This is a genomic window from Streptomyces sp. NPDC036815 (assembly GCF_055609205.1).
In genome coordinates this window covers 61,103-73,085 of the sequence record NZ_JBVJPW010000021.1, presented here as the reverse complement: position 1 = coordinate 73,085, position 11,983 = coordinate 61,103, and the positions used below count along the sequence as shown (strand labels likewise).

General features: G+C 72.2%; 13 protein-coding genes. 4 read left to right on the top strand and 9 right to left on the bottom strand.

The window, feature by feature from the left end:
• Window positions 1-518: 518 nt before the first annotated feature.
• The 4 genes from ligA to ACZ69I_RS31445 are packed head-to-tail and all read right to left on the bottom strand — an operon-like array spanning window position 519 to window position 4,994.
• Window positions 519-2,702: an NAD-dependent DNA ligase LigA gene (ligA, locus tag ACZ69I_RS31460; RefSeq protein ID WP_470835974.1), complete on the bottom strand. Its 2,184-nt coding sequence runs from the start codon at window positions 2,700-2,702 to the stop codon at window positions 519-521.
• Between the two features lie 30 nt (window positions 2,703-2,732).
• Window positions 2,733-3,746: a methionine synthase gene (locus tag ACZ69I_RS31455; protein WP_470835973.1), complete on the bottom strand. Its 1,014-nt coding sequence runs from the start codon at window positions 3,744-3,746 to the stop codon at window positions 2,733-2,735.
• The gene (locus ACZ69I_RS31450; RefSeq protein WP_467671603.1) at window positions 3,743-4,432 is read right to left on the bottom strand and encodes an SDR family oxidoreductase; all 690 of its coding nucleotides are present in this window, start codon (window positions 4,430-4,432) and stop codon (window positions 3,743-3,745) included. The genes ACZ69I_RS31455 and ACZ69I_RS31450 overlap by 4 nt, the downstream gene beginning before the upstream one ends.
• Window positions 4,433-4,448: 16 nt before the next feature.
• Entirely contained in the window at window positions 4,449-4,994 is a 546-nt protein-coding gene (locus ACZ69I_RS31445; RefSeq protein WP_467671601.1) for an LOG family protein, read from the bottom strand.
• Window positions 4,995-5,045: 51 nt separating this feature from the next.
• Between ACZ69I_RS31445 and ACZ69I_RS31440 the strand changes: the two genes are divergently transcribed.
• The gene (locus tag ACZ69I_RS31440) at window positions 5,046-5,378 is read left to right on the top strand and encodes a DUF427 domain-containing protein (RefSeq protein ID WP_467671599.1); all 333 of its coding nucleotides are present in this window, start codon (window positions 5,046-5,048) and stop codon (window positions 5,376-5,378) included.
• On the opposite strand, the gene ACZ69I_RS31435 is transcribed toward ACZ69I_RS31440, so the two are convergent.
• On the bottom strand, window positions 5,362-6,357 hold the full coding sequence (locus tag ACZ69I_RS31435) for a GlxA family transcriptional regulator (protein ID WP_470835971.1): 996 nt from the start codon (window positions 6,355-6,357) through the stop codon (window positions 5,362-5,364). The two genes, ACZ69I_RS31440 and ACZ69I_RS31435, sit on opposite strands and share 17 nt — an antisense overlap.
• Before the next feature lie 101 nt (window positions 6,358-6,458).
• Here ACZ69I_RS31435 and ACZ69I_RS31430 point away from each other — a divergent pair, with 101 nt between their 5' ends.
• Entirely contained in the window at window positions 6,459-7,394 is a 936-nt protein-coding gene (locus tag ACZ69I_RS31430; protein WP_467672047.1) for an NADP-dependent oxidoreductase, read from the top strand.
• A gap of 25 nt (window positions 7,395-7,419) precedes the next feature.
• Here ACZ69I_RS31430 and mnmA read toward each other — a convergent pair whose 3' ends face one another.
• On the bottom strand, window positions 7,420-8,562 hold the full coding sequence (gene mnmA, locus ACZ69I_RS31425; protein WP_470835970.1) for a tRNA 2-thiouridine(34) synthase MnmA: 1,143 nt from the start codon (window positions 8,560-8,562) through the stop codon (window positions 7,420-7,422).
• 61 nt (window positions 8,563-8,623) lie between these two features.
• Here mnmA and ACZ69I_RS31420 point away from each other — a divergent pair, with 61 nt between their 5' ends.
• A complete protein-coding gene (locus tag ACZ69I_RS31420; protein ID WP_470835968.1) occupies window positions 8,624-9,334 on the top strand; it encodes an N-acetylmuramoyl-L-alanine amidase in 711 nt (236 codons plus the stop codon).
• 68 nt (window positions 9,335-9,402) lie between these two features.
• Here ACZ69I_RS31420 and ACZ69I_RS31415 read toward each other — a convergent pair whose 3' ends face one another.
• From ACZ69I_RS31415 to ACZ69I_RS31405, 3 genes are all read right to left on the bottom strand, one after another.
• Complete coding sequence (locus tag ACZ69I_RS31415; protein ID WP_467671591.1) at window positions 9,403-10,572, bottom strand: cysteine desulfurase family protein; 1,170 nt, start codon at window positions 10,570-10,572, stop codon at window positions 9,403-9,405.
• A gap of 48 nt (window positions 10,573-10,620) precedes the next feature.
• The gene (locus ACZ69I_RS31410; protein ID WP_467672045.1) at window positions 10,621-10,839 is read right to left on the bottom strand and encodes a DUF4190 domain-containing protein; all 219 of its coding nucleotides are present in this window, start codon (window positions 10,837-10,839) and stop codon (window positions 10,621-10,623) included.
• A gap of 189 nt (window positions 10,840-11,028) precedes the next feature.
• On the bottom strand, window positions 11,029-11,181 hold the full coding sequence (locus tag ACZ69I_RS31405) for a hypothetical protein (protein ID WP_355816389.1): 153 nt from the start codon (window positions 11,179-11,181) through the stop codon (window positions 11,029-11,031).
• A 108-nt stretch (window positions 11,182-11,289) separates the two neighbouring features.
• Between ACZ69I_RS31405 and ACZ69I_RS31400 the strand changes: the two genes are divergently transcribed.
• Window positions 11,290-11,922, top strand: a complete 633-nt coding sequence (locus ACZ69I_RS31400; protein ID WP_470835967.1) for a TetR family transcriptional regulator — start codon at window positions 11,290-11,292, stop codon at window positions 11,920-11,922.
• The last annotated feature ends 61 nt before the right edge of the window (window positions 11,923-11,983 follow it).

The window sequence follows — 11,983 nt, the reverse complement described above, 5'->3', positions numbered from 1 at the left end:
GCTGCGGGCGCCGGAGGTCCAGGCCCGTTCGCGGGGTTCGACGGCGGTGTGCAGCGTCCCCGAACCGCACCCCGCCGCGGATCCGGACGTGGTGCACGGGCCGGTGGTCGTCGCTGTTCGGCGGCCGCGCAGCCAGGCGGTCGGCGCGCGCCACAGGCGCGCGCGCAGCCGTGAGTCCGGGGCGGCGCTCTCGGTCGGTTCCATTCCCGTCCCTCTCACAGCCGGCGGTGCCCACGCCACGCGGACCCGGCCCGGAGCCGGCCGCGTCCCATCTTTTTTCCCCGAGCCCTCCGCGAGCAAGGAGATGCACTGCTCCACCACTCGCGCCGAACAGGGGATGCCCCCTTCCAAGCTCTTGATGAGCAGGAGATACCCCGTTCGCAGCGGGGCACGGCAGGCGCACATCTCAACAGTAGGCCGCAGAAGGCTTCTACGGGCAGCGGTCGACCACGGTTGCCCGAATGCGACCCGGCCACCCCTATGCATCTGGTATGCGCCGAACGGGTGGCCTTCAACCGCTACTCCTCGGTCGGAAGCGCGACTTCCCGCGCCGCGTCCGGTCCTTGTCCGAGCAGGACGACAAAGCCGTCCTCATCCAGAACCGGAACCTTCACCTGCATGGCCTTGTCGTACTTGGACCCGGGGTTGTCGCCCACCACCACGAAATCGGTCTTCTTGGAAACGGAACCCGTGACCTTCGCACCCTGGGTCTGCAGCGCCTCTTTCGCGCCATCCCGGGTGTAGTGCTCGAGCGTGCCGGTGACGACCACCGTGAGGCCCGCGAGCGGGCGCGGGCCCTCGTCGTCGCCGCTCGCCTCCTCCTCCATGCGCACCCCGGCCGCCTGCCACTTGCGCAGGATCTCCCGGTGCCACTCCTCGGCGAACCACTGTTTGAGGGAGGCCGCGATGGTCGGGCCCACGCCCGCCACGTCGGAAAGCTCCTTCTCGGTGGCCTGATCGATGCTGTCGATGGAGCGGAACTCGCGGGCCAGCGCTTCGGCGGCGACCGGGCCGACGTGCCGGATCGAGAGGCCCGTGAGGACGCGGGCGAGCGGGCGCTCCTTGGCCGCCGCGATGTTCTCCAGCATGGCCAGGGTGTTCTTCTTCGCCTCGCCCTGCTGGTTGGCGAAGAAGGTGACGACCTTCTCCTCGCCGGTCTTGGGGTCGCGCTTGGGCAGGCCGGAGTCCTGGTCGAGGACGTACGACTTGATGGGCAGGAGCTCCTCGACCTTGAGGTCGAAGATGTCGCCCTCGTCGAGGATCGGCGGCTCGGCGGGCTCCAGGGGCCTGGTGAGGGCGGCGGCCGCGACGTATCCGAAGTTCTCGATGTCGAGGGACTTGCGGCCCGCCAGGTAGAAGAGACGTTCACGCAACTGGGCGGGGCACGACTGCGCGTTGGGGCAGCGCAGGTCGATGTCGCCCTCCTTCATGGGCCGCAGTTCCGTGCCGCACTCGGGGCACTCGGCGGGCATCACGAACTCCCGCTCGCTGCCGTCCCGCAGGTCCACGACGGGGCCGAGGATCTCCGGGATGACGTCGCCCGCCTTGCGGATCACGACCGTGTCGCCGATGAGGACGCCCTTCTTCTTCACCACTTCCTGGTTGTGCAGGGTCGCGAACTCGACCTCGGAGCCGGCGACCGTGACGGGCTCCACCTGGGCGTACGGCGTGACGCGGCCGGTGCGGCCGACGCCGACCCGGATGTTGATGAGCTTGGTGTTGACCTCCTCGGGCGCGTACTTCCAGGCGATGGCCCAGCGCGGGGCGCGCGAGGTGGAGCCGAGGCGGCCCTGGAGCGGGATCTCGTCGAGCTTGACGACGACGCCGTCGATCTCGTGCTCCACGGAGTGGCGGTTCTCCCCGAAGTACGCGATGAAGTCCCGCACGCCCTGGAGGCCGTCGACGACCTTGTTGTGCTTGGCGGTGGGCAGGCCCCACTCGTGGAGCAGCTCGTAGGCATGGCTGAGGCAGTCGATGTCGAAGCCGTCGCGGGCGCCGATGCCGTGCACCACCATGTGCAGCGGGCGGGTCGCGGTGACGCGCGGGTCCTTCTGGCGCAGGGAACCCGCCGCCGCGTTCCGCGGGTTGGCGAAGGGCTTGTCGCCCGCCTCCACCAGGCGGGCGTTCAGCTCGTCGAACTTCTCCATGGGGAAGAAGACCTCGCCGCGGATCTCGACGAGGGCGGGCACCCGGTCGCCCTTGAGGCGCTGGGGGATGTCCGCGATGGTGCGGACGTTCGGCGTGATGTCCTCGCCGGTGCGGCCGTCGCCGCGGGTGGCGGCGCGGGTCAGCTTCCCGTCCTCGTACGTGAGGTTGACCGCGAGGCCGTCGACCTTCAGCTCGCACAGCAGGTGGAAGTCCGGGGAGCCGACGTCCTTGGCGACGCGGTCCGCCCAGGCGGCCAGCTCCGCGTCGTCGAAGGCGTTGTCGAGGGAGAGCATGCGCTCCCGGTGCTCGACCGCGGTGAACTCCGTCTCGTACGAACCGGAGACCTTCTGGGTGGGCGAGTCCGGGGTGCGCAGCTCCGGGTGCTCCTCCTCCAGGGCTTCGAGGGAACGCAGGAGCTTGTCGAACTCGGCATCGCTGACGACCGGCTGGTCCTTCACGTAGTACCGGAAGCGGTGCTCCTCGATCTGTTCGGCCAGCTGGGCATGTTGATCCCGTGCCTCGGCGGGCACAGAGCCTTGCTGTTCGACAGCCACCGTTTCGTCCTCCCGTTACGTCATACCCAATTACTCAGGGTTGTCTGCGAGCGATCTCGCCGCCTTGACGCAGTGGGCGAGCGCCGCGCGCGCATACGCGGGGGATGCGCCCGCGAGCCCGCACGACGGAGTGACCACGACCGACTCCGCGAGTGATCCCGGATTCAGCCCCAGCCTGCGCCACAGCGTCCTGACACCCATGACGCTACCGGCAGGGTCTGACAATCCGCCGTCCACGCCCGGCACGACACCGGCGAAGAGCCGCGTGCCGCCCTCGACCGCCTCGCCGATCGCCTCGTCGTCACGCTCGGTGAGGAGGGAGAAGTCGAAGGAGATCGCGTCGGCCCCGGCCCGGCGCAGCAGCGCGAACGGCACGTCGGGCGCGCAGGAGTGGACGACCGCGGGACCCTCGCCCCGGACGGCGAGGACGTCGCGCAGGGTGCTCTCGACGAGCTGGCGGTCCACGGCGCGGTGCGTGCGGTACGTGCTGGCGGTCTTGACCTGTCCGCGCAGCACGGCGATGAGCGAGGGCTCGTCGAGCTGCAGGGTCACCTGGGCGCCCGGCACCCTGCGGCGCACGTCCGCGAGGTGCGCGCGCAGCCCTTCGGCGAGGGATCCCGCGAGGTCACGGCAGGCGCCGGGGTCGGAGAGCGCGGCCTCGCCGTTCCTGAGCTCCAGGGCCGCGGCGAGCGTCCACGGGCCGACGGCCTGGATCTTGAGCGGGCCCCGGTACCCCTGGGTGAACTCCTCCAGGGCGTCGAGGTCCTCGCCGAGCCAGGCCCTGGCACGGCGGGTGTCGCGGCCCGGGCGGTCGCCGAGCCGCCAGCCGCTGGGCTCCACGCGCGCGTACAGGTCGACGAGAAGGCCCGCGGTGCGGCCGATCATGTCGGCGCCGGGTCCGCGCGCGGGCAGCTCCGGGAGGTACGGCATGCCCTGCTCGGGCCCGTCGAAGCTGCCGGTCACGGTCTTGGCGGCCTCGCGGGCGTCGCCGCCGGGCATGGACCCGATCCCGGTGGCCGGGGACGGGAGAAAGGCGTCGCTCATCGTCCCGGCCGCACCGTCAGGTCGTTGACCTCCGCGTCGCGCGGCAGGTCCAGGGCCATGACGATGGTCGTGGCGACCGACTCGGGGTCGATCCAGCGGGACGCGTCGTACTCCTTGCCCTCCTGCTGGTGGACCTTGACCTGCATGGCGCTCGCGGTGCGGCCCGGGTAGACGGAGGTGACCCGGACGCCGTTGCCGTGCTCCTCCTGGCGCAGCGAGTCGGCGAGCGCCTTCAGGCCGTGCTTGGAGGCGGCGTACGCGGACCACTCGGGGCCCGCACTGAGGCCCGCGCCCGAGTTCACGAAGACCACGTGCCCCTGGGCGAGCCGGAGTTGGGGCAGGAAGTGGCGGGTGAGTTCGGCCGGGGCGATGAGGTTGACGTTGAGCTGATGGCGCCAGGACTTGGGGGTGAGCTCGCCGACCGGGCCGAGGTCGACGACGCCCGCGATGTGGAGCAGGGAGTCCACGCGCTCGGGCAGCGACTGGTGCCCGAAGGCCCAGGACAGCTTGTCGGGGTCGGAGAGGTCGCCGACCAGGGTGCCGGCGCCGGGGAACTGGGCGGCGAGCTCCTTGGCGCGGCCCGCGTCCCGCGCGTGCAGTACGAGGTCGTCGCCGCGTGCGTGGAGGCGGCGGGCGACGGCGGCGCCGATGCCCGACCCCGCTCCGGTGATCACATGTGTAGCCATACCGGCCATGCTCGCATCACCGCGTGCCGAACGATTCCTCCAGGTACGCGAGCGCGCCCACCGGCTCCTCGGCGAAGAAGACGAGGTCGGTCAGCGGCAGGGGCAGGAAACCCTCGTCCTCCATGCGGCGGAACTGCTCCTTGAGGCCGTCGTAGAACCCGGCGGAGTTCAGCAGGACCACCGGCTTGGTGTGCTTGCCGTGCTTCTTCAGCTCCAGGATCTCGGTGGCCTCGTCGAGCGTGCCGGTGCCGCCCACCATGATCACGACCGCGTCGGCCTTCGCCAGGAGCAGCGCCTTGCGCTCGGCGAGGTCGCGCGCGATCACCATCTCGTGGGGTTCCACGACCTGCCGGGCCCTGGCGGCGAGGAAGTCCACGGAGACGCCCACGAGCCGCCCTCCCGCCTCGTGCACGCCGTCCGCGACGACCTTCATCAGACCGCTCTCGGAGCCGCCCCACACCAGGGTGTGCCCGCCCTTGCCGAGCAGTTCGGCGAACTCGCGGGCGGGGCGGGTGTAGCGCTCGTCGAGGTCGGCGGCGGAGAGGAAGACGCAGATGTTCATGCCCTCACGGTACGTTCCGTCCCGGAAGGCACTCATCGAGGAGGGCATCTCATGACCGCGGGACACCGGATCACCGTCGAGCAGGGCACGGAGCACGTGCGCGTGGAGCACGACGGGCAGGTCGTCGCCGAGAGCACTCGTCCGCTGCTGCTGAGCGAGACGGGCTACCCGGTGCGCTACTACCTCCCTCCGGAGGACGTGCGCACGGACCTGCTGACTCCGTCGGAGACCACCACGTACTGCCCGTTCAAGGGAACGGCCTCCTACTGGTCGCTGCCGGGCTCCCCCGACTCGGTGTGGGCGTACCCGGAGCCGAAGCAGGCCGTGACCGGCATCAAGGATCACTTCTGCTTCTACGGGGCGGAGGTCACGAAGCAGCCGTGAACGTCCTGCGGTAGGCGACCGGCGAGACGCCGAGCACGGAACGCATGTGCTGGCGCAGGGAGTTGCCGGTGCCGAACCCGGCCCGGTGGGCCACCACGTCCACCGGCAGGTCGCTCGACTCCAGGAGCTGGCGGGCCAGCTCGACGCGCTGGGCGGTCAGCCAGCGCCCGGGAGGCATGCCCACCTCCTCCTGGAAGCGGCGCGTGAAGGTCCGCAGGCTCATGCGCGCGTGAGCGGCCAGCTCCCCCAGGGGCAGCGGTTCCTGGAGCCGTTCGAGGGCCCACGCGCGCGTGGCGGCCGTCGTCGCGAGCGTCGGCTCCGGGACGGGCCGCTCGATGTACTGCGCCTGCCCGCCGTCGCGCCAGGGCGGTACGACGCAGACGCGGGCGACGTGGTTGGCGACGGCGGCGCCGTGGTCCTTGCGCACGACGTGGAGGCAGAGGTCGATGCCCGCCGCGACGCCCGCCGCGGTCAGCACGTCACCGTCGTCCACGAAGAGCACGTCCGCGTCGACCCTGATCCGGGGGAAGGTCCGCTGGAAGTCGCGGGCCACGTGCCAGTGCGTCGTCGCGGGGCGCCCGTCGAGCAGGCCGACGGCCGCGAGGACGTACGAGGCGTTGCAGAAGGACACGATGCGGGTGCCGGGCCTGATCCGCCGCAGGGCGGCGGCCACCGGCTCCGGCAGCTCCTCCCCCGCCATCCCCCGGTCGAAGCTGCGGGTCGGCGTGATCACCACGGTGTCCGCCGTCTCCAGGGCCTCGGGACCGTGCTCGGCCGCCACCGTGAAGCCGGAGTCCGTGCGCACCGGACGCCCGTCCACGGTGCAGACCACGACGTCGTAGAGCGGCTCTGCGCGGTCGTTCAGCGCGTTGCCGAACACCCGGGACGGGATGCCCAGCTCGAAGGCGTACACGCCGTCCAGGGCGATGACGGCCACCCGGTGGGCGCCGTCGCGGTCGCCGAGGCCATTGAGGTTCATGGCCGAATCCTGTCACATGATGGCCAAACTGCCAGCACTGCGGCGCCCCACGCCCGCGCACTCTGGGATCTCAGCCGTTCCGAAAGAGGAAGACCATGAAGATGCGTGCCGTCAGCCCCCGCGCCTGGGGCGCCCCCGAGAACCTGGTCCCCGTGGAGGTCGACCGCCCCGAGCCCGGCCTGACCGAGATCCTGGTCCGGGTCCACGCGGCGGGCGTCAATCCCGTCGACTGGAAGACCCGCGCGGAAGGCACTTTCGGCAGCTGGGGAGAGACCCCGATCCTCGGGTACGACGTGTCGGGCGTCGTCGAGGAGGTCGGCCCCGGAGTGACCCTGTACCAGCCGGGCGACGAGGTGTTCGGCATGCCCCGCTTCCCCGAACAGACCGGCGGGTACGCCGAGTTCGTCGCGGCGCCCGCCCGCCGCTTCGCGCCCAAGCCGCGGAGCATCGACCATGTGCGGGCCGCCGCGCTGCCCCTGGCGGCGCTCACCGCCTGGCAGGGCCTCATCGAGACGGCCGGGCTCCGCGCCGGGCAGCGGGTGCTGATCCACGCGGCGGCGGGCGGCGTGGGCCACCTCGCCGTGCAGATCGCCAAGGCGCACGGCGCGTACGTCATCGGCACCGCGCGCGAGGAGAAGCACGCCTTCCTGCGCGGCCTCGGGGCGGACGAGATCATCGACTACACGCGCGTGGACTTCGCCGAGGCCGTGCGTGACGTGGACGTGGTCCTGGACGGGGTGGGCGGCGCGTACGGCACGCGCTCCCTGGCCGTCCTGCGCCGCGGCGGCCACCTGGTCACGCTGCCGGACCCGGGCGGCCTGCCGGACCCGGTGCGGGCCGCCGAGCTCGGCGTGCACGCGGGGTGGACGGTCGTCGAGCCGGACCGCCTGGGCCTCCTGGAGATCGCCCGCCTGGTCGACGAGGGCAGGCTCCGCGTCGAGGTGGAGACGGTGCTGCCCCTGGAGGACGCGGCCAAGGCCCACGCGCACGGCGAACGGGGCCGCACGCAGGGCAAGATCGTTCTGCGGGTCGCGTAGCCCCTGGGCGCCGGGAGGCGGCGGGCTACGCCGCCGCCGTCACCCGCTCCGTCGTCGCGATCGTCGCCGAGCCGACCACGCGCGTGCCGTCGTACAGCACGATCGCCTGGCCGGGGGCGACGCCGCGGACGGGCTCCTCGAAGGAGACCTTCAGTTCCGAGCCGTCGACGCCGTCGACCAGCTCCGCGCGCACCGGCGTCTCGCCGCCGTGCGCCCGCAGCTGGGCGGTGTACGTGCCGGGCCCGGTGGGGGCCGCGCCGCACCAGCGGGGCTTGACCGCCGTCAGACCCGTGACGTCCAGGGCGGCCGCCGGGCCGACCGTCACGGTGTTGTTCACCGGGGAGATGTCCAGGACGTAGCGCGGCTTGCCGTCGGGGGCCGGGGTGCCGATGCGCAGGCCCTTGCGCTGGCCGATGGTGTAGCCGTACGCGCCGTCGTGGGTGCCGAGCTTGTGGCCCTCGGCGTCCACGATGTCGCCCTCCGCCTTGCCGAGGCGGGAGGCGAGGAAGCCCTGGGTGTCGCCGTCGGCGATGAAGCAGATGTCGTGGCTGTCGGGCTTCTTGGCGACGGCCAGACCGCGCTGCTCGGCCTCCGCGCGGATCTCCTCCTTGGTGGTGAGCGTGTCACCGAGGGGGAACATCGCGTGGGCGAGCTGGCGGTCGTCCAGGACTCCGAGGACGTAGCTCTGGTCCTTGGCCATGTCGGAGGCGCGGTGCAGCTCGCGGGTGCCGTCCTCGTGGACGATCACCTTGGCGTAGTGACCGGTGACGACCGCGTCGAAGCCGAGGGCGAGGGCCTTGTCGAGGAGCGCGGCGAACTTGATCTTCTCGTTGCAGCGCAGGCACGGGTTGGGGGTGCGCCCCGCCTCGTACTCCGCGATGAAGTCCTCGACCACGTCCTCGCGGAACCGCTCGGCGAGGTCCCACACGTAGAAGGGGATGCCGATGACGTCCGCGGCGCGGCGGGCGTCGCGCGAGTCCTCGATGGTGCAACAGCCTCGCGCGCCCGTGCGGAACGACTGCGGGTTCGCCGAGAGCGCGAGGTGCACTCCTGTCACGTCGTGCCCGGCCTCGGCGGCGCGGGCGGCGGCGACGGCGGAATCCACGCCGCCGGACATGGCGGCGAGGACGCGGAGGGGGCGCTGGGGACGCTGCGGGGTCAAAGTCATAGCTCTCACAGGGTACGGGGCGACGGGAACCGGATGCCCCTGAGTAAGCGTTGACGATCACATGGGGGAAGAAAACGAGGGCGCGGGCGGGAAGCCGGGGCGGCGCGGGGTCGACCGGCGCACCCTGCTGATCGGCGGCGGCGCGGCGGCCGCCGGCACGGCGGTGCTGGCCGGGGACGAGCTGGGGCGGCTGTGGTGGCGGCTGCCCGGCGTGGTCAAGCGGCGCAAGGAGGGCGAGGTCGACGCCCGGGGCGCCCAGTGGGTCGCCGCGTCGGACTACAACTGGCGGCGCGCGGACCGCCCCGACGACTACGCGATCGACCGTGTCGTGATCCACGTCGTCCAGGGGGGATACGACACGGCGCTGCGGGTCTTCAAGGACCCGGCGCACGGCGCCGCCGCGCACTACGTGGTGCGCAAGGACGGCCACGTCGCCCAGATGATCCGCGAGCTGGACGTGGCCTTCCACGCGGGCAACAAGAGCTGGAACGAACGCAGCATCGGCATCGAGCACGAGGGCTTCGTCGACAAGAAGTCCTCCTTCACCGACGAGATGTACGCGGCCTCGGCGCGGCTCACCGCCGGGATATGCAAGCGGTACGACTTCCCCGTGGACCGCGAGCACATCGTCGGGCACGTGGAGGTGCCGGGCACGGACCACACGGACCCGGGCCCGTACTGGGACTGGGACCGGTACATACGCCTGGTGCGGGAGGCGCGGGACCGCCCGCGGAAGCCGACGAAGAAGCCGAGGGCCCGGGCCGGACCGTGACCTGGGACGGACCGTGACCTGGGCAGGACCGTGACCTGGGGTGGACCGTGCCCCGGGCCGGACGCGCCCTAGCTCAGGCCCGCCGACCGCGCCCGCTCGACCGCCGGGCCGATCGCCGCCGCCACCGCGTCGACGTCCGCCTTCGTCGACGTGTGGCCGAGCGAGAAGCGGAGGGTGCCGCGGGCCAGGTCGGGGTCGGTGCCGGTGGCGAGCAGGACGTGGCTGGGCTGGGCGATGCCCGCCGTGCACGCGGACCCGGTGGAGCACTCGATGCCCTGCGCGTCGAGGAGCAGCAGGAGCGAGTCGCCCTCGCAGCCGGGGAAGGTGAAGTGCGCGTTGGCGGGGAGCCGGCCCTCCGGGGCGGGGTCGCCGCCGAGGATGGCCTCGGGGACCGCCGCGCGGACGGCGTCCACCAGGTCGTCGCGGAGCGCGCCGATCTCGGCGGCGAACCGCTCGCGCCGCGCCGCGGCCTGCTCACCGGCGACGGCGAACGCGGCGACGGCGGGCACGTCCAGCGTCCCGGAGCGCACGTGCCGCTCCTGGCCGCCGCCGTGCAGCACGGGCACGGGGCTGTACTCGCGGCCGAGCAGCAGCGCCCCGATGCCGTACGGACCACCGATCTTGTGGCCGGACACGGTCATGGCGGCGAGCCCGGAGGAGCCGAAGTCGAGAGCGAGCTGGCCGTAGGCCTGGACGGCGTCGGCGTGCAGCGGGATGCCGAACTCCTGGGCGACGTCGGCCAGTTCGCGGATCGGCATGATCGTGCCGATCTCGTTGTTGGCCCACATGACGGTGGCCAGGGCGACGTCGTCGGGGTCGCGCTCGATCGCCTCGCGCAGCGCGTCGGGGTGGACGCGGCCGTACCGGTCGACCGGCAGGTACTCGACGGTGGCGCCCTCGTGTTCGCCGAGCCAGTGCACGGCGTCGAGGACGGCGTGGTGCTCGACGGGGCTGGCGAGCACGCGGGTGCGGGTGGGCCGTTCGGCGCGGCGCGCCCAGTACAGGCCCTTGACGGCGAGGTTGTCGGCCTCGGTGCCGCCGGAGGTGAGGACGGTCTCGCTGGGGCGCGCGCCGAGTGACTCGGCGAGCGTCTCGCGGGCCTCCTCGACGGTGCGTCGCGCCCGCCGCCCCGCCGCGTGCAGCGAGGAGGCGTTGCCGGTGACGGCGATCTGCGCGGTCATCGCCGCGATCGCCTCCGGGAGCATCGGAGTGGTCGCTGCGTGGTCGAGGTAGGCCATGGTGGGCACGATTCTACGAGCCGCGCGGCGCCCCGTGCCCCGGCGGTATCAGCCTGCGAGACCCCAGGACACGGTGTTGTCCATCGAGACGAGCACGGCGAGCACCACGAGGTCGGCCACGCCGAGGCCGAGACCCAGCAGCGCGCGGCCCTTGCGGGCGGTGCCGCGCCACAGGGCGATGCCCGCGAGGACGATCGCGACGGGCCCGAGGAAGATGTTCAGGACGAGGAGTCCGAGCAGGCCGAGGACGAAGGAGGCGACGGCCATCCCGTTGGTGTCCCGGCGGCCGGTGGGGCGCTCCGGGGTGCGGTCGCCGGTGTTCCCGGCGGCCTCGGCCGTGTCGGCGGTGGCGTCGGCGGCGGTGCTGTCGGTGGTGCGTTCTGCGGTGAGTTCCATGGTGCGACTCCTGGCAGGTCGAGGTGTCGTACGGAGTGGATCAGCGGCGCCCGACGGGGGTCAGCGGTGCCGTGCGTGGCGCTCGCGGAGGGCGAAGACCAGGAGCCAGACGCCGATGACGACGGCGGCGATCAGGCTGACCGGAAGCGGGGCGTGTGCCACGGAACCCATGGCGACACCCAGCAGCAGGAGGGCGGCGACAAGGAAGAGCATGAGATCCCTCTCGTTCGGTGAACGCTTGTGGTTACAGTTGTTCACTGACTTAGAGGGTACTCCTTCTCCGGCTTTCAAAACTCGGAGAACAGTTGTTAACTGCATGGCATGAGTCACACCCTCGGCACCCGGCAGGCCCAGAAGCAGAAGACCCGGCAGGCCCTCCTCGACGCGGCGCTCCAGCTGCTCGAGGAGCAGAGCCTCAGCAGCCTGGGCCTGCGCGAGGTCACCCGCGCCGTGGGCGTCGCCCCCACCGCCTTCTACCGGCACTTCCGCGACACCGCCGATCTGGGCGTGACCCTGGTCGAGGAGACCCTCGGCAGCCTGCACACGACCCTCACCGCGATGCTGGCGTCGGAGACCGGTGACAGCGAGCAACGCATCGCGGGCACGGTCGAGTTGATAGCCGCGTACGTCCACGCGCACCCCGCCCACGTCCGCTTCGTCGCCCGCGAACGGCACGGCGGGGTCCGGGCGGTGCGGGACGCGATCGGCGCCCAGCTCGCCCTGTTCGCGCGGGAGGTGGCGCAGCAGTTCGCTCTGGAGGCGCCCACCTCACAGTGGACCGAGGACGACCTGCTGATGCTGGCGGGCATGTACGTCGACCACATGGTGATGACCGCGTCGGCGTTCCTGGACGCGGGGCCCGGGACGGCGGAGGAGGCGCGGGTGGCGGACGTCGCCCGCAGGCAGCTGCGCCTGGTGGGCCTGGGCCGCGAACACTGGACGGACGAGCGCTGAGGCGCCCCCGCCCCGGACACCCGCCCCGCCCCCGCCCCGGACACTCGACGTAACCGTAAGG

What these genes read in the sequence shown, in the direction of transcription:
- ACZ69I_RS31455 (WP_470835973.1), bottom strand. Translation starts at nt 3,746, where the DNA reads ATGAGCGACGCCTTTCTCCCGTCCCCGGCCACCGGGATCGGGTCCATG.
- ACZ69I_RS31450 (WP_467671603.1), bottom strand. Translation starts at nt 4,432, where the DNA reads ATGGCTACACATGTGATCACCGGAGCGGGGTCGGGCATCGGCGCCGCC.
- ACZ69I_RS31445 (WP_467671601.1), bottom strand. Translation starts at nt 4,994, where the DNA reads ATGAACATCTGCGTCTTCCTCTCCGCCGCCGACCTCGACGAGCGCTAC.
- ACZ69I_RS31440 (WP_467671599.1), top strand. Translation starts at nt 5,046, where the DNA reads ATGACCGCGGGACACCGGATCACCGTCGAGCAGGGCACGGAGCACGTG.
- ACZ69I_RS31435 (WP_470835971.1), bottom strand. Translation starts at nt 6,357, where the DNA reads ATGAACCTCAATGGCCTCGGCGACCGCGACGGCGCCCACCGGGTGGCC.
- ACZ69I_RS31430 (WP_467672047.1), top strand. Translation starts at nt 6,459, where the DNA reads ATGCGTGCCGTCAGCCCCCGCGCCTGGGGCGCCCCCGAGAACCTGGTC.
- mnmA (WP_470835970.1), bottom strand. Translation starts at nt 8,562, where the DNA reads ATGACTTTGACCCCGCAGCGTCCCCAGCGCCCCCTCCGCGTCCTCGCC.
- ACZ69I_RS31420 (WP_470835968.1), top strand. Translation starts at nt 8,624, where the DNA reads ATGGGGGAAGAAAACGAGGGCGCGGGCGGGAAGCCGGGGCGGCGCGGG.
- ACZ69I_RS31415 (WP_467671591.1), bottom strand. Translation starts at nt 10,572, where the DNA reads ATGGCCTACCTCGACCACGCAGCGACCACTCCGATGCTCCCGGAGGCG.
- ACZ69I_RS31410 (WP_467672045.1), bottom strand. Translation starts at nt 10,839, where the DNA reads ATGGCCGTCGCCTCCTTCGTCCTCGGCCTGCTCGGACTCCTCGTCCTG.
- ACZ69I_RS31405 (WP_355816389.1), bottom strand. Translation starts at nt 11,181, where the DNA reads ATGCTCTTCCTTGTCGCCGCCCTCCTGCTGCTGGGTGTCGCCATGGGT.
- ACZ69I_RS31400 (WP_470835967.1), top strand. Translation starts at nt 11,290, where the DNA reads ATGAGTCACACCCTCGGCACCCGGCAGGCCCAGAAGCAGAAGACCCGG.